The following is a 17,699-nucleotide window of genomic DNA, read 5'->3' on the forward strand; positions in this document are numbered from 1 at the left end:
CAATTAATAACAAACAATAAAACAACACCTATCAACTTCATTCATACAGAAACTAGCCAACAACATCTTAACTATGACAAAAACAATAGCCATTAAAGACCTTACTTTTCAATATTCTAAATCAAAAAAAATACTAAATAATTTATCCATTAACGTACCCCAAGGTTCCATTTATGGTTTCTTAGGCAAAAACGGAGCGGGGAAATCTACAACAATGGGTATCATTACAGGACTAATCCCTATTACAGAAACTGATAAAGTAAAAATATTTAATCAACCTATTGACGAACTTTACCCTCATGCTTTTTCAAGAATAGGGTCTCTTATTGAATTTCCCTCTTTTTACCCTCACTTAAGTGGTTTTGATAACCTTAAGTATCTCGCCAAAATAAGGAAAAGTAAAACGAACATTGCCGAAATCCTATCTTTAATTGGATTAGAAAATGAGGCTAATAAAGCTGTAAAAAACTATTCAATGGGAATGAAACAGCGTTTAGCTATTGGAGGGGCATTATTGGGCGATCCAGAATTATTACTATTAGATGAACCTGTAAATGGACTTGACCCTTCTGGGATTATTGAAATAAGAAACCTCTTGATTAAGCTTAATCAAGAAAAAGGCATTACCATTTTTATTTCTAGTCACTTACTTGCTGAAATTGAGAAAATGTGTACACATGTTGGTATACTTAAAGAAGGATCACTTGTTTTTGAGGGCACAATGAAAAAGTTAATAGAAAGCAATTCACAAAAGAAGATAGAACTCTCGCTACAAAATTCCAAAAAATGGATTTCGGTGATTCAAGATAACTATGGAATAACAGCTGAATACCTAGACGAAAATTCAATTGTTATTAAAATTGACAACTCACTGTCTACTTCTGAATTTGTAAAAAAACTGATTAATGAAGGAGTCGAAATTGAGCAATTCAAAGTACAAGAAGATTTAGAAAACCTATTCATTGAAATTACCAACAATAAATAACAAAAACGCATGAACAAATTTATAACTGACCTAATAACCATATACCAAGCAGAGCACCTTAAAAAGAAGAAGAAAGGAATATATTGGACAAGCTTTATTGTTGGAATTCTATTTCCTAGTATTGGTTTTTATTTATCGATGAAAGATGGTTATGATAACCACATTACACAACTTCCCTATAATTTTTATGAAGATTTTATTGCTCAAAAAATCATTGGTTTTGCAAATTTTTTCTTCCCGCTAATAATTATAATTTCAGCAGGCCGTATAACTCAATTAGACCATAAAAAAGGAGGGTGGAAACTCATGGAAACAAGCCCAATAAAGAAAGCATCTATCTTCTTTGGAAAGTTTTCGGTACTACTTACAAATAATCTAATTGCCATTTTAGGCTTTATGTTAAGCTCCATGCTATTTTCCTTTATTTTAATCACTAAAGGAGGAACACCAACCGAAGCCTCTACAGTTATTCCTATAGGATTTTTTATTCAATTAACGCTAAGGTTATTGATTGGGTCATTACTTATATCTTCTATTCAATATGTTTTATCTGTTCGTTTTAAAGGAATGACATGGCCGTTATTAATTGGTTTTATTGGATTAATTGGAACCTTATTCTTAAGAGCTGTTTATTTGAAAAAAATGCCCTGGAACCCTTTTCGAATGTTAGAAGTTGTAGGGTTTAATATACATGGTAGTGACCTTGGAAACCTATTACTTTACACTGAATGGTTGAGTCTTATCGTATCCATTCCTGTTTTAGTATTAGGATTATCATTTTACCAATACCAATCATTTTATTTTGCTTTAATAAAGGACAAAAAAAGAGGAGCAGCAATACTACTAACCTCAACAGCTGCTTTAATTGCTGCTTGGACAATCATTACTCCTAAACAAATGGAAAGCTATAATAAAACGGTACTAGCTGGTGTAATCAATAGCGACACTCCTATTGATAATATTTACTTAATTAATGCTGTTACCAAAGATACCATTACAAAAGCAGTTGTAGAAAACAACCATTTTCACACCACAATAGACAACCAACTTGTTACCAACTATTATCAATTATATGCTGACAATAAATTTGAAAACAAGATCTTTTTAGGAGCTAAAGATAGCCTCTATATTGAAGTAGATTATTTTAATCAAAAGAACGCTATAACAATTGGTGGTACAAGATTAGCAGAAAACAACATCATTAAAAAATCTGAAAATCAAAGATGGTTTATTAAACATTACTTAAACAATGATAAAGAATTGAGCAATGTACCGTTTTTTGAGAAAATGTTATTCAATGAATTAAAAGATAGAAAACACTCAGAAACTCAAGGAAAAACAATTGACAACTATATTCCTAGAGAAGATTTTAAAAATAGGCACCATAAATTACTTACGATACAATATTTAAATTATTGGGAGACCTTCAAACAAAAAAGAAAAGCACTTTATCCTGATCAAGAAACGCTTGACAATGAAAAAATTACCATGTTAAAAAAAGAAATTTCTCTTGAAGATGAGACATTGCTTGGCAGTAGTTCGTACATCACCTATATCAATCAAGAGTTGACGAAACAAACAGCTATTGATGAACTAGAGCCCAACCTAGTTATTCTAGAAGCCTATAAAAATATTTCTGATGAATCTTTTAAAAACAAAGTATCCTATATACAATTAAAAAAAGCATTAAAAGAGGCCAACAAATCAAGTGAACGATATAAGATTACAAGCAATTATTTGTCTTTAATCAACAACGCTTCTCTTAAAAAGGAAATAGAAGCCTACAGCAAACAATTAAACTTGCTAGACCATGGAAATCTAGCCCCTAATTTTAGCGCCATCAACGCTCAGGGTGAAGCGTTTTCATTAGAAGCATTTAAAGGTCAATATTTAATTATTGATGTCTGGGCTACTTGGTGTGGACCTTGTAAACGAGAATCTCCTTTCTTTGAAAAATATGCACTACAATTTAAAGATCAAAACATTACATTTTTATCGTTAAGTGTTGATCAAGATGATATTAAGTGGAAAGCTTCAATATTAGATAAGAAATCAATTACACAACAACTCATTGTTATCAACAAAAACCTATTTAGCAAACACTACAACATTGAAGCAATACCTAGATTTATTTTTATTGATCCAGAAGGGAAGTTAATTAATGCAGAGATGCCACTCCCATCCCAAAATGCATTTGAAATCTTTATACAAAATGAACTGGATAAAGCATCCAGTTCTAATGCGCAACAAACTACAGTTCAATCTCTATGATTGTTCCCTGTGGTTTGTTGTCTAAAGCTTTAATTTTGCCTTTGTGAAGTTTGATAATTCTGGCTACTAAATACAAACCAATCCCAGTTCCTTTCGTCTTTCGTGTTTCTTCATTTCCAGAACGATAAAACAATTTAAAAATGTTAAGCTTTTCACTATCCTCAATCCCTTTTCCCTCGTCTTGAATTTGAATCACAATACGATTTCCTTTTCTCCTAGCAGACCAAACAATAGGACTATTTTTCTCTGAATATTTTACTGCATTAGACTGTAAATTTTGAATAACTGAGGAAAAATAAAATTCATCAACGTGCATGGTTAAAGCAGGATCTATTGCTACAGTAATTGGATTTTCTCCAACCATATTATAAATAATTTGCTCAATAAAAACTTTAACATTGATTTTAGACAAACGAATTTTTAATGTTGATTCTTCTATTTTAGACACTAACAAAATATCTTCAACCAACTGCTGCAATCGGTTTTGGTCGGCATAAACTTTCTTTAGAATATCTTTCTCTTTCTCCCTTGGCAAGTCTCTATTAATCAATGTCTCAACAAATAGTTTAGTCGATGCTATAGGTGTTTTTAGTTCATGAGTAACAGACAAACTAAAGTTTTTCTTCTCATGCACTAACGCTAACTCTTTGAGAATAGAACGTCTTATAAAATAAACTCCAGCAAACAATAAAGTAATAAATACAGCAGCCTCTCCTGCAATCATCATTGTTTTGCTGTGTATTACATTTTCATCATCATTCACCAGCTTATTCAACTGTATAATATGATAAGCCCACCACATTAGCTGCAAAAAAACATACCCAAATAATATGAATAAAATAACTAATGATTTATTTGTTTTTTTACTGATAACTGAAGTATTTTTTTTACAAAAATAATGATTTGTAATGGCTTTTTAAGAATTTTTATTGAATTGTCTTCTCCAATGCTATTTTAAGCCACCTTTTTCACAATAGGAATCCAAGAAAGGAATTAATTTACACTATTATAAAACCTCCTATTCCTTTAACTTTGTTAGTTATGACTAAACATTTACTTTTTATTTTAACGTTAGCACCTCTATTTATTTGGGGGCAAAAATTGAATGTATTATTTCTAGGAAACAGCTATACTGGTGTAAACAACTTACCTAGTTTAACGGCTCAACTAGCGACATCTTTGGGAGACACTATTAACTATGACTCCAATACACCAGGTGGCCAAACTTTACAAGGGCATAGCACCAATTCCACCTCTCTTAATAAAATAGCTCAGGGAAATTGGGACTTTGTGGTGTTACAAGATCAATCTCAACGTCCCTCATTTCCTCCATCGCAAGTAGCAACAGAAGTTTATCCCTATGCTGCAACCTTAGTCGACTCCATTCGTTCTGCTAATGTTTGTACAACACCTCTTTTTTACATGACTTGGGGACGGGAAAATGGAGACCAACAAAACTGTCAATTTTATACTCCTATCTGTACTTATGATGGAATGCAACAACGTTTACGTGAAAGTTATTTAGAGATGACCTACAATAACCAAGCTTCTGTATCTCCTGTTGGAGTTGCATGGAAATATACAAGAGACCACTTCCCTAATATCGACTTATATACCTCAGATGGTAGCCACCCTAGTTTAGCAGGAAGTTATTTGGCTGCTTGTGTTTTTTATTCTTCAATGTTTCGTACTTCTCCTGAAGGAGCGACTTTTGAAGCGGGGTTACCAACAAGCACAGCTTCTACCCTTCAAAACATTGCAAAGCTAATAGTTATCGATAGTTTAGAAACCTGGAAAATAGGTTCTTATGATGCTCATGTCAGCAACATTACTCAAAGTAACGCGAATAATACCATTACGTTCTCAGCGACCGCTAACAATGCAGATAATTTCTATTGGGATTTTGGAAACGGAGCAACTGCTACCACTTCTACACCATCTACAATATACACCAATGATGGTAATTACACCGTTGTTCTGACCGTTGATAACGGCTGTACTACCGATACAACTTCTACCACAGTTACGATATCTTCTACTGCTATTTTTGAACAAAAAATCGACTTCAATTTAACGCAAGACAACGCTAATATTTTTTTAGAGTTCATTAATAACAGTACTAGAACGATTACTTTTTATGATTTAAACGGGAGGTTATTGAATCAAAAAATCATTCACAATAAAAATCATATATTTGATACAAAGAACTTCCCTAAAGTCTATTTGATGATCATTCGTGAGAAAGATACTGTTCAAACACTTAAATTATTTAAATGAAATACCTACTAACCATCCTATTACTTCCCTTGATAAGCTATCTATATAGTCAAGAAACCTATCATAAAGCTAAAATTTACTACAACACACCTAAGGATCTTGTGCTATTGGCTAATCAAGGGGTAGCAATAGACCACGTTATTCATAAAAAAGGAGTCTTTATTGAATCTGACTTTTCACAAAACGAAATCAACTTAGCCAAAGGTTTAGGCTTAGACGTTGAGCTTGTCATTGAAAATGTTTCTGAATTTTATAGTCACCAAAACAAATTAAAGAATTCAGAAAAAAATGAGAATTGTAATAATCCCATTAATTATCCTGTTCCTAGTAATTACAACAATGGATCGATGGGAGGTTTCCTAACTTACAGTGAGATGCTACAAGAATTAGACGATATGGCAAGCTTATACCCAAACTTAATCACTGTTAAACAAAGTATTTCTAATTTTTCTACAGAAGAAAACAGGCCAATCTATTGGGTTCGAATGTCAGACAATCCTAACAATGACGAAAACGAACCAGAAATGTTATATACGGCTATTCATCATGCTAGAGAGCCTGGTTCTCTACAACAAACTATTTTCTACATGTGGTATTTGTTAGAAAATTACAGTACAAATGAAGAAGTTCAAGCCATATTAAACAATACAGAATTGTATTTTATTCCTTGTATTAATCCTGATGGATACATTTACAATGAAATAACCAATCCTAATGGAGGTGGGCTTTGGCGTAAAAACAGGCGTGATAATGGAGATGGAAATTTTGGTGTTGATTTAAATAGAAACTACAGTTATCAATGGGGAGGAGCAGGAACAAGCACTGATACAGATAGTGATATCTATTTAGGACCTTCTGCCTTTTCAGAAGTAGAAACTCAAGCCATTAAATGGTTTTGTGAACAACACGATTTTAAAATGGCCTTAAACAGTCATACGTACGGTAATTTACTACTCTATCCTTTTGGATATGCCACCGGCCAAATCTCACCTGACGATGCCACTTTTGTAGCCATGTCTGAAGTGATGGTGGAACAAAATGGTTATACCAATCAAATCTCTGCTGCATTATACGCTGCCTCTGGTGATTCAGATGATTGGATGTATGCAGAAACCAGTACACACAACGAAATATTGGCAATGACTCCAGAAGTTGGCAATGGTTTTTGGCCATCCGAAAATTCTATTATATCCATTTGTCAAAACATGGTCTACCACAACCTTATGGCTGCTAATTTTATTACTAATTATGCAAAGTCCTATGATCAATCTCCTTTTTCAATTACTCAAAACACAGGATATTTTAATTATACCATTAAACGCTTAGGATTAGATGCTCCTGGAAACTTTACAGTAAGTATAACACCAATAACCAACAACATTGTTAGTGTTGGAAGCCCCAAAAGTCATAATGGAATGGCCTTATTACAAACTGATACAGACTCTATAGCTTATACATTAGCTGCCTCTATTCAAACTGGCGATGAAATTCGATATGTATTAACAACCAACAATGGACTTTATGATACCAAAGATACCATTACCAAATACTATGGAACATTACAACCTCTTTTAGTCGAAAATGGTGACAATACCTCAAATTGGTTAAATACTGGAGACTGGGGGATTAATAGCCAACATTACTACACTCCTTCGTCTTCTATAACCGATTCTCCCAATGGAAACTATGATAATAATTCCAATACTTCTATACGTTTAGCAGATGATTTCTCTTTAAGCAATGCTATTGTTGCTAATATTAGTTTTTATGCTCGATGGGAAATTGAAGAGGATTGGGATTATGTACAATTTGAAATTTCGACTGATGGAGGAAACACTTGGATTCCTCAATGTGGAAAATACACCAATAGTGGAAGTGATGATCAAGCTACAGGAGAGCCCTTGTATGATGGGATGCAAAATGCTTGGGTAAAAGAGGAGATTAACCTAAGTGAATACCTTGGACAAAACATCTCAGCTCGTTTTCAGTTAGTGACTGACCAGGCAGTAAAAGAAGATGGCTTTTATTTTGATGATTTTCAAATCAATGTCATTTATGGATCCAACATTGCTGAACATTCCAATCAAAGTGTTTACATCAGCCAAAATGTTCCTAACCCTAGTAATGGGACCACCTCTATTTACTATCAACTTGGAGAGAATTATGCTAATACTGCATTGATCCTATTCAATCAAGTTGGAAAACAAATTAGAAAATATCCAATTGCTAATAGCAAAGGACAAGTGACAATCAATACTAATGAACTAGCTGCTGGAGTTTACTTTTATCACCTAACCAATAATGGAACTTCTTCTGAGACTTACAAAATGATGGTAGTGAAGTAGTTTTAACGTTGCTTCCTTTTTTAATTTAAATAGACTAATAGTCTTGACTTATTGCGACTAAAAGTTATGCAAAAAAGGAGACGAGATTTAGCAATAGAATTCCTAAAAACAAAAAGTTTTCTTCCAAGAAAGAAAACAATATTCCATATACCTTTTAAAATAAATTGTGGGTTAAGACAATCAATTCACAAACAACACTTTTGTTGCTATTTTGTCGCTACCATCTTCTGTTACGATAAAAACGTAATAAACTCCTGTAGCTACACGTTCACCCGAAAGTGTTCTGCCATCCCATACAGCTTGCCCGCCTAGAGAAGTTGTTGAAGCAACCAAATTTCCACTAGCATCGGTAATTTTAACATCAGAATTATTTGTCAATCCTTTTATGGCAATTTTACCTTCGTATTCTGGTCTAACTGGGTTAGGATAAGCGTAGACATTGTTAAAACGATCATTCGGTTCAGTTGCTTCACCTTTATACCCCATTATTCCTTTATCAGTACCGACATAAACCTCACCTGTTTTCGGATGAATAGCCAAAGCATTGATTGTATTTGAAAAGATAGGACTGTTATCAGTAGTAAACGAATGAATCATTTCTGTTCCGTCTTCAGCAATTAAAAATAAACCACCACCTTCTGTTGCAAACCACTTTCTATTCGCTCCATCTATTACAATTTCATTAATGTCTTCTGTTCCCAAAAGAACTTCGAGAACACCGTCTTGTTCTATCAAGATTTCCTGTGCATCATAATTCCCTCCATCAAAAATATTTTTAGGGTTATAAATCACTACAGGTCCATTTTCTGTTCCTAACCAAATCGCTCCATTTTTATCTTCAACGATGGTATTAACAATATCGGATGGTAGCGCTCCAGTTCCCTCAGAAGTTGTTAAGCTTTGAAATTGGTCGTCTGTTTCATCTAAAGGAGTTTGATTGTAATCGTAAACCATTACGCCTCCTCCTTTTGCAGCCATCCAGATGTAACCATTGGTTTTATCGATGTACAAATCGGTACATATTCCACCTTTCATAGCCGCTGAACAAACAAAAGATTTCCATTCTCCCTCTGGAGTATATAACGAAAGGGGTTCGTTTACAAATGCATTGGCCACCCAAAAATTGCCCTCTGTATCGAATGCAGATCCTGAAGCACATGTTTTGGTCAAATCGGTTAATCTTCTTTGTAGTGAAGAGTTATGCCAAGTATGACGTTTTACAAACGCTCCATTTCTAATTTCAACCACTCCTCCCTTAAAAGAACTTGCCATAATGTGTGTAGCGTCTTTCGGGTCAACGGCTATATGTACATAATCAAAAATAGAATCTGCCACCGATAATTCTACATCTGTTAAACCATTATACATCGTCCAAACATCAGAATCATAATGGTACACCCCGTTCATATTGAAGGTATTATTCCAAGCTGACCCCTCTGTTCTCCCCGAAGCAACCCACAAATCATCATCATTAGTTACCATATAAAACACATCATTCCCAAAAGGTCCTTGAAGCAAATAACGTTCAAAATTATAATTATTCGTTACTCGAACCATTCCATTATCTCGATCTGCTACCCAACAGACATTATCATTCCACAAACAGTTATTGGGCTTTATAAAACTGGTTTCTGCATAGGTATACAACAAATCTTGTTGTTGTAAGTTTTCATCTACCTCGATCACACCTCGTTGAGTTGACAACAACAAGTGATTATCCTTAGTCGAAAAACCAAAATAGTCGTTATTGGTCAACGAGGATACTTGTTGGAAACTTCCATTCTTAAAAGAATACAATGTATCGGTTAGGTACCCTGTATAATTAGCATTCAATAATAAACCATTAGCATAATTGGTTATTAAGCTATATGGTTCTTGGGCTATTCCTGGCTCTATAGACCAATTATTAGGATCAGATAAAAATTGAGACTGAATACTGGCTTTATACACTCCAGCATCAGTAGCAGCATATATGGTATCTGAAAAGATTGTTAAATCATTCACTTTTACTTGACTTCCTCCAGCTCCTATAATGTATGTATCTTTTACTTCTTGACGTTCGACATCCAAAACCACAATACCAAAACCACAAGTTAAATAAGATAACTTCCCGTCAGAATAAATATTATAAATCTGTTTATCGCCAATAATATTACTAGTTACAATACCCGAAATATTGATCACTTCTCCATTTTTAATCAAATCAATACTCCCAGATTCATAACCTATAATTAAGGTTTCTTCTTGCTTATTTAGCCCCATGACGCTAATAGAAAAATCTGAAAGCGCATTAATTTTTGTTACGCGTTCTAAACTATTATCTGTCTCATCTAGATAGTACACAGCATACGGAGTTGCAGCATAATATTTTTGATTTACATACGCTACGTTAATCACATTCCGATAAGGGAGGTAATCTCGCCAAGCTCCAAGTAGAAACCCTTGCCCCATCATCAAAGAACTTAAGAATAAAGCAACTATAACTAGTTTAATTTTCATGTAGCAAAAATAGAAATCCGTTTGGTAATATCAATTAAATAACTATTCTTTCTATTTTTTATTGCTATCAAGGTTTAAAAGAATATTGCTCAGTGTTCTTAAGAGCTAAATCTTTCGATGATCAAAACCAAATTTTGTATTGTCCTATTGGTAATAATCCTGTTTGATATCTGGTTACAATACTTTTACTCGAATGAGAATACCCTTCACTAAAAACATTTTTCCTGTTTGTCAAATTTTGAATATTCACCGCCCATTCTTGAGTAATTTTCTTGCCATTTTTCTTAAACCCTATTTTAAAATCTATTCTGAAATAGTCTGGATATCGCTCAGAAAACGCTTGATCATAATCGTAGACAGTTTGACCAATTTGTTGGCTCGCTTCCAAGTCTATTGGTACAAATCGTTGACCTCCATTTAAGGTACTTTTGATATCTATGAGCAATGATGAATTAGCTCCTTCTTCTTTCTTTGAATGGAAGAAAAACTCCTTTCCTATTAGACCATTAAAAGTATAGTTTCCATTAAAAACGGTATTGCGTTCTACTCCATCACTTCCCTTGTATTTCGACTCATATAAAGAAGTGGTTACCAAATAATAAAAACCTTTATTTAAGAACCGTTCTAAGGTAAACTCTACCCCATAATTATAACCTGTTCCCGTATTGACTAAAGAATCTGGAAACGACAAATCAAAATTGGCTCCATAATTTAAGATCGAATAATTATTCGTATTCACATCAACAGGAACATTAGCCAACAGCTGGTAGTAGGTTTCTGCTTTAAAACGGGTGTTTTTACCTAAGTTTCTATCATATCCCAATACAAAGTGTTGACTTTGAATCATCCCTAAATCTTTATTGGGAATGACCTTCTCACCATTATCTGTTTCTATTTCTTTAAAATACAATCGTGTTGTAGGTAATTGATTATGTAAACCATAAGCTGCACTTAATGTATTTTTCGAATTAATTTCCCATTTCAGACCAACTCTAGGCTCTACAGAAAACTGGTTGTTATAGGTAAATAATTGTGTATGCACCCCTGTATTAAAAGTCAATTTCTCATTCATTCGATATTGCCACTGCACAAAAGGTTGAATAAAATAGGTAGCTCCTTTAAAATCGGTTAAGGTTACCCAACGTTCAGGGATAATCTGATAGGTATTGGGTGCTAGAAGAACAGAATCCTTTTCAATATTGATACTATCCGAAAGGTTAAAAAAGCGTCGATAATTATACGAACCTATTTTAAACAAATGTTTTGCAGAATGTTTATGGTTAAAGATCAAATTTAAAGACTGCTTTCCTTCTGTAGATGTATTGCGATAATTCGGGTTATACAATTGCGTTATCGTATCCAAATAATTTCGAGCTATTTGATTATAGGTAGCATCAATTGAAAAGGTGGTTTTTAAATATGATTTTTCGTTGAAACGATAGGTGTTTGACAAGCCTGTCACTCCTATTTTTGAGGTAAATAACAGGTCCTCTCCACTTTCTTGAAAAAGGTTCTCATCTTTTTGTTCAGAGTCTAAAAAAGCGATAGCACTTGCTCCACCAAGTCCCCAGAATTCTGTTTTTCCTTTTTTATTGGGGAAACTTAATTTGAAAAAACCATCTGAATAGTCAGGAACTGCTGTTCCTGTTCCAAAGTTCAACCCCATCAATTGAAATAGCTTTAGTGTAGAATATCTGAAGTCAACAATATAAGAAGAGTATTGTTTTTTACTAATTGGTCCCTCAGCCATCATTTCTACGCCATTAAATCCAAGTTGTCCTAAAAACTCATGCTGTTGATTATTTCCAGAACGCAATTTCAAATCAAATACACCAGCAATTGCGTTTCCATATTCTGCTGGAAAAGCCCCGGTCATAAAATCTGAATTGTCTAAAACATTATTATTTAAAATACTTACTGGACCTCCTGTTGTTCCATTCAAGGCAAAATGATTGGGATTAGGAATATCGACATCTTCCAAGCGATATAAGACTCCCGTCGGGGAATTCCCTCGAATTACAATATCATTTCGACTATCGTCTGACCCCTGAACACCTGCAAAATTTTGTGCCATTCTCGCCACATCATTCAAACTTCCTGCATAACGCATGGTTTCATCAATAGAGAATGTTCGAGCACTTACTGAAGCCATCCTATTAACGGTTTTATCTTTATCTTGTTGGGCTTCTACCACGACCTCATCGATTAAGATGGACTCTTGTAATTCAACATTTAAAATCACTTCTTTTCCTGCTGTCACCTCGATATTGGGGAGAGTTTTAGTTTCGTAACCAATATAAGAGATTTGAAGTGTATGTCTCCCCAAAGGGACTTTCTCTATTGTATAACGTCCATCAAAATCAGTCGCTGCCCCAATAATTGGGTCGACATCTATAACGATAACATTCGCTCCTATTAATGGAGATTTTGAATCTTTATCTAACACAACCCCTCTAATGTTTTGCTCTTGAGCATACCCCAAGCCTAAAACAAACCAACTCAAAATAAAAAAAGCACCTTTCATGATCATGATTTTAAAATTTGAAACAAAACAAGTACTAAATCCTTTGCTATCCAAATTTTAGTGCTGTTCTGCAAGTTTTGGGACGAATTGCATGGTAAAAACCCACTTAAAAACCACTCTAAAACCTGCGAAAAATCATTGTTTTCGTTCATTTTTCGCTGAGAACTCTTGCTGTGTCAATTTTTTGTAAGAAAGTCTTTGATTTTGATTCAATTCCTTTCAATATCTCGCTTTAGATTGTACATTTGCAACTTAAAAATAATACAATGGTGAAGAAAATATTAACATGGGTCTTAGCAATATTTTTGGCTTTAGCTGCAATGATTTATCAAAGAAGCACAGGGCCAACTTATGAATACAAAGGTTATTTAGAACATCAAGAAGACTCACGTAAATATAAATTGCTTCGCTCACAGGAAACTACTGAAGGTGCAAAAATTGAATTGCCTTATTTTGAAGGAATTAACTACACCGCTACATTACACTATAAGCGTTATCAAACTCAAGACGACATTACCGACTTAGACTTTCAATTAGACGAGAATAAGCTTTTTATTGCACAATTGCCGGTTCAACCAGCTGCTGGAAAAATTGAATATTCGATTACTGGTTCTATTGATGGGAAAGAATTTTCTATTCCTGAAAAAGGAGAGGATAATATCGTTTTGAGATATAAAGACCCTGTTCCTGATTACATTTTAATTCCCCATGTTACGATGATGATTATCGTAATTATTTTCGGTATTCGTGCTGGTCTAGGTGCTGCATTTAACGACGGGACAATGCGTAGATGGACAATTGTTGCCTTTACAGCAATGACTGTTGGAGGAATGATGTTGGGGCCTATAGTACAAAAATATGCTTTTGGAGAATATTGGACTGGATTTCCAAACGGAAGTGATTTTACAGACAACAAAATGCTAATTATGTGGATTGCTTGGGCGTTAGCATTAGCAATTATTGGGTTTAAACCTAAAAAGAAAGAAGGAGTAAGTAGAGCAACAGTTCTAATGGCATCTGTAGTGATGACAATGGTTTATCTAATTCCTCATAGTATGGGAGGTTCTACATTAGACTATGATGCTGTAGATAAAGGTATAGATCCTAAAGAAGCAATTAAAACAGGAGCAGAACACTAACCCTGCAATTTCTTTACCATCAAAAACAACGTAGATGCTAGCAAACTGGATTCATGTAATGATTGTTCATTTTATTGTTATTGGAGCACCTTGGTTGCTTTATCGCGTTTTTACTCAACGAAAAGAACCATTAGATAGTCCACAATGGAAAAACACGTATAGCTTTTTGATTCTTTCTGGAGTTATTGCTGCTATTGCATACTTTACTGGACCAACAGCTGCTGACTGGACAAAACTCGCCTTAGACCCCTACCCACAGGAACATGTGGAGGATCATGCTCTTTGGGGTAGAGTTGCCTTTGTTATTCAAGTGGTTGTCGCACTTATAGGAATTATGGGATGGGCAAGTATTTTACAAGAAGAAAAACCAGATAAAAAAATCTTTTTCGCTTTGATTGCGCTATTACTAATGAATACCTCAACATTATTTTACACAGCCCATTTAGGTGGATTTGTAAGGAGAATGGATTTGTTGTTTTAATGTTCTTTGCCTTGCTGTAACTTTTAAGAGCTCTATTTGTTCTACTTTTATACAACAACTCAAAAAGAACAAATGAAAAAACTACTCTCTTTTATATTTATTCAAATCTTATGCTCAAACTTTGGTTTGGGGCAGGATAGTGATACAACTCATATCAATAATAGAACTATATCTTCATTAAATACTGGAACTACTTATAAACTAACTAATTCGATTTTCAAAAACCAGTCAATTAGCATAAGTTTTTCAGGTCTTTCTTGTGGTGGAGCTAGTACAAACTCAGAAGATTGTTTTTACTCAACTGTTTATTATTCTCATAATATACCAAGAAAAATACTAATCAATGATAGTTTAACTACTCAATTAACTGGATATTCATTTAATTACATGTCTGGTTATAACGTTTTTAATAAAAACTACAACATTGACTTAGCTATCCTCCTAGGCTTTGAATTCGGAAGGCTCCGCTTATACAACAACCCTTTATTACGTAAAAAGAATGGTTATTTTGCTCCCAAAATAGAATTACAACCTAAATTCAAACTTAAGCGATTGGTAATAGGAGGTTCTTTTGGTTATGGGTATGATATTTCAAACCCCAACTGGAAAAACACTTGGTTCAGTAAAAACAAAAGTTATACGCTTGACAAACTTAGACAAAGTGGAGTTTCTTATCAGTTTTTTATTGGGTGGAGTTTCTATTAATATTTAATTCCAATCTTTTTATATATAAAACTTAACAACCAAGATGGACCTATCAACAGGAACTGTAAATCTTCTAAAAAAGATGGTTTTTTACCCTCAATATGATGTCCTATAAATTGAAAAATCCAAGCAACAACAAAAATTACAACAGCGATTAACCAAGGCGAGGCACCTGTAATTAAAAGTAATAAATTATACCCCAATGCACATAGCACGCTAAAAATCAGCATCCCTATTCCAATTGGAATTGATAATCGAAAATAAAACAGCAATACCAATACTAAGACAACATTCCCCCAATTGGCAAAAGCTGACAATACATCAGGAAAAACATTGAGTAATAATGTATTTGGAACTGAAGCTACCAGCACATAAATTGAAAAAAATATTGCTGGAACACAAATCCAATGAATCAACTTATTGGTTGAATTTTGATGGCTTACACCATATTCATCTAGCCATGTTTGTATTGGTTTCATACCTTTAATTTTGAGTTAAAGTACAAAATAGATTTTAGCTTTTCAAATCATGATTTATGACACACTGTCGAGATGTGTCCACAAGATGACACTCCATAACAAAAGGTTAGGAATATAGATTGCCAAACTATAAATCACCATTCTTAAAAACTTATGGACTCCTTTTTTTATTAGGTAGTTATTCAACACCCCAACTGGAATAAACAACAAAGCTGAGAAAAAACCTGCCATGATCATTGTTGGCCATGTCCAATCTCCATGCATATCATTGAAATGAGGTAAATACAAATTGGTAATCGGATTGACAACCATCGCAAAAATAGCTCCTACAATTCCCATCCCGATGAAATTAAGAACCAAAAGTCCCCCAGAGATTATTAAAGAAACGATAACTGATTTAGATAGTTTTGCCATTCAAAACAAGGTTATATCATCTTAACTTGGATAATATTAACAGGACAAGCTTCAGCGGCTCTTTTATTCTCATCAAACTCAGAATTATCGACTCTTGCTGTATAAAAGCCTTTTTTATTGACTCCTCCTAATAGTGTTGCCTTACCATCTTTTTTAGACATTCTCCAATGGTTATAAGCCAACTCAACACAGTAGTTGCACCCTATACATTTTTCTCTCTGATGTGATATTACAACCATAAGTTATGCTTAATCATTCACTTCTTCAGCAGCAACGACTTTATATAATTTATCTGATGAACGAATCACCTTATCTACAAAGAAAGTCACTTCTTCTCCTCTTTTAGCAACATCAACAACCTCGTTATTTACACGCATTTCCTCTACTGTTGTTTCTATAACTCCAGTAGTTGGTCCGGTAATTAAGATCTTATCTCCTTTGCTTAAGAATTGAGCCTCTATTTTAAACTCTCCTATTTGAGGTTTACCATAGTAGTGTAGTCCTTTTCCTAAAAACACTTTTTTTACCGTTGCTTTTGACCCACTTGCATCGGTCCATTCTCCCAACTCTTGTCCTAAGAAATAACCTCCCCAAAAACCTCTATTATAAACTGTTTCTAGTCGTGAAAACCATTCTTTTACTTTTTCAGGCGTATAAGTCCCCTCATAATAGGCATCAATGGCTTCACGATAGGCTTTAATTGTTGTTGCCACATATTCTGGTGCTCTACCTCTTCCTTCTATTTTTAACACAGAAATTCCTGTATCAATTAATTGGTCTAGGAAATCAATTGTACACAAATCTTTTGGAGACATAATGTACTCATTGTCTAACTCCAATTCATGTCCATCCTCTAGGTCTACTACTTTATATTTTCTTCGGCAATTCTGTACACAAGCTCCTCTGTTAGCAGACGAGTTGGATGTATGTAAACTTAAATAGCATTTCCCAGATACAGCCATACAAAGTGCTCCATGTCCAAACACTTCTATTTTAACCAATTCGCCATTTGGACCTCTAACATCTTCTTTTTTTACAGCATCACAAATTTCTTTGACTTGACGTAAACTCAACTCACGAGAAAGTACCATAACATTGGCAAACAATGCATAAAACTTAACGGTTTCAATATTAGTAACATTCAACTGTGTTGAAATATGCACATCTACACCTTGCGACTTAGCATATCCGATAACAGCTTGATCAGAAGCAATAATCGCTGTAATCCCTGCTTCTTTCACACGATTAACGACTGTTTTAATCAACGATAAATCGTGGTTATAGATAATAGCATTGAGTGTTAAGTAAGAACGAACTCCTCTTTCGTTACAGCGCTCTGCAATTTCTTCCAAATCACCTAATGTAAAATTCATGGTCGCTCTCGCACGCATATTTAATTGGTCGACACCAAAATATACCGAATCAGCTCCATTGTCTAAAGCTGCTTGTAATGAATCGAACCCTCCAGCAGGGGCCATTAGCTCTAATTTCTCTACTTTACTCATAATTCTGCAAAGAAAATGAATTATTTTCTTTTTCGCTGTGTTAAAAATCTGAATTTATCTAAAATTAATATCTTT

General features: G+C 34.1%; 14 protein-coding genes. 7 read left to right on the forward strand and 7 right to left on the reverse strand.

What is annotated here, in order from left to right:
* Positions 1-73: 73 nt before the first annotated feature.
* Positions 74-985, forward strand: coding sequence for an ATP-binding cassette domain-containing protein (locus N4A35_17400; protein MCT4583190.1), 912 nt, complete (start codon positions 74-76; stop codon positions 983-985).
* 9 nt (positions 986-994) lie between these two features.
* A complete protein-coding gene (locus N4A35_17405) occupies positions 995-3,256 on the forward strand; it encodes an ABC transporter permease (protein MCT4583191.1) in 2,262 nt (753 codons plus the stop codon).
* On the opposite strand, the gene N4A35_17410 is transcribed toward N4A35_17405, so the two are convergent.
* A complete protein-coding gene (locus N4A35_17410) occupies positions 3,237-4,031 on the reverse strand; it encodes a HAMP domain-containing histidine kinase (GenBank protein MCT4583192.1) in 795 nt (264 codons plus the stop codon). The genes N4A35_17405 and N4A35_17410 overlap by 20 nt on opposite strands.
* Positions 4,032-4,297: 266 nt before the next feature.
* Between N4A35_17410 and N4A35_17415 the strand changes: the two genes are divergently transcribed.
* Both N4A35_17415 and N4A35_17420 read left to right on the forward strand, forming a co-directional pair.
* Complete coding sequence (locus N4A35_17415; protein MCT4583193.1) at positions 4,298-5,533, forward strand: PKD domain-containing protein; 1,236 nt, start codon at positions 4,298-4,300, stop codon at positions 5,531-5,533.
* The gene (locus N4A35_17420; protein MCT4583194.1) at positions 5,530-7,878 is read left to right on the forward strand and encodes a M14 family zinc carboxypeptidase; all 2,349 of its coding nucleotides are present in this window, start codon (positions 5,530-5,532) and stop codon (positions 7,876-7,878) included. Before N4A35_17415 ends, N4A35_17420 begins: the two co-directional genes overlap by 4 nt.
* Before the next feature lie 180 nt (positions 7,879-8,058).
* Here the strand turns inward: N4A35_17420 and N4A35_17425 are convergent, their stop codons facing one another.
* Positions 8,059-10,377 (reverse strand): T9SS type A sorting domain-containing protein, encoded by a 2,319-nt coding sequence (locus N4A35_17425; protein MCT4583195.1) that lies wholly within the window; start codon positions 10,375-10,377, stop codon positions 8,059-8,061.
* 121 nt (positions 10,378-10,498) lie between these two features.
* On the reverse strand, positions 10,499-12,901 hold the full coding sequence (locus N4A35_17430; protein MCT4583196.1) for a TonB-dependent receptor: 2,403 nt from the start codon (positions 12,899-12,901) through the stop codon (positions 10,499-10,501).
* Between the two features lie 266 nt (positions 12,902-13,167).
* Between N4A35_17430 and N4A35_17435 the strand changes: the two genes are divergently transcribed.
* The 3 genes from N4A35_17435 to N4A35_17445 all read left to right on the forward strand — a co-directional run bounded on the left by N4A35_17435 (position 13,168) and on the right by N4A35_17445 (position 15,226).
* On the forward strand, positions 13,168-14,040 hold the full coding sequence (locus N4A35_17435) for a hypothetical protein (protein ID MCT4583197.1): 873 nt from the start codon (positions 13,168-13,170) through the stop codon (positions 14,038-14,040).
* 34 nt (positions 14,041-14,074) lie between these two features.
* Positions 14,075-14,521: a hypothetical protein gene (locus tag N4A35_17440; GenBank protein ID MCT4583198.1), complete on the forward strand. Its 447-nt coding sequence runs from the start codon at positions 14,075-14,077 to the stop codon at positions 14,519-14,521.
* A gap of 72 nt (positions 14,522-14,593) precedes the next feature.
* On the forward strand, positions 14,594-15,226 hold the full coding sequence (locus N4A35_17445) for a hypothetical protein (protein ID MCT4583199.1): 633 nt from the start codon (positions 14,594-14,596) through the stop codon (positions 15,224-15,226).
* On the opposite strand, the gene N4A35_17450 is transcribed toward N4A35_17445, so the two are convergent.
* The 4 genes from N4A35_17450 to N4A35_17465 are packed head-to-tail and all read right to left on the reverse strand — an operon-like array spanning position 15,223 to position 17,624.
* Positions 15,223-15,705: a DUF962 domain-containing protein gene (locus tag N4A35_17450; GenBank protein ID MCT4583200.1), complete on the reverse strand. Its 483-nt coding sequence runs from the start codon at positions 15,703-15,705 to the stop codon at positions 15,223-15,225. The genes N4A35_17445 and N4A35_17450 overlap by 4 nt on opposite strands.
* Before the next feature lie 54 nt (positions 15,706-15,759).
* A complete protein-coding gene (locus tag N4A35_17455; protein ID MCT4583201.1) occupies positions 15,760-16,119 on the reverse strand; it encodes a hypothetical protein in 360 nt (119 codons plus the stop codon).
* An 11-nt stretch (positions 16,120-16,130) separates the two neighbouring features.
* Positions 16,131-16,358: a ferredoxin gene (locus tag N4A35_17460; GenBank protein MCT4583202.1), complete on the reverse strand. Its 228-nt coding sequence runs from the start codon at positions 16,356-16,358 to the stop codon at positions 16,131-16,133.
* 9 nt (positions 16,359-16,367) lie between these two features.
* Complete coding sequence (locus N4A35_17465) at positions 16,368-17,624, reverse strand: U32 family peptidase (protein ID MCT4583203.1); 1,257 nt, start codon at positions 17,622-17,624, stop codon at positions 16,368-16,370.
* Between the last annotated feature and the right edge of the window lie 75 nt (positions 17,625-17,699).

This window comes from Flavobacteriales bacterium (genome assembly GCA_025210295.1).
Classification (GTDB): domain Bacteria; phylum Bacteroidota; class Bacteroidia; order Flavobacteriales_D; family Parvicellaceae; genus S010-51.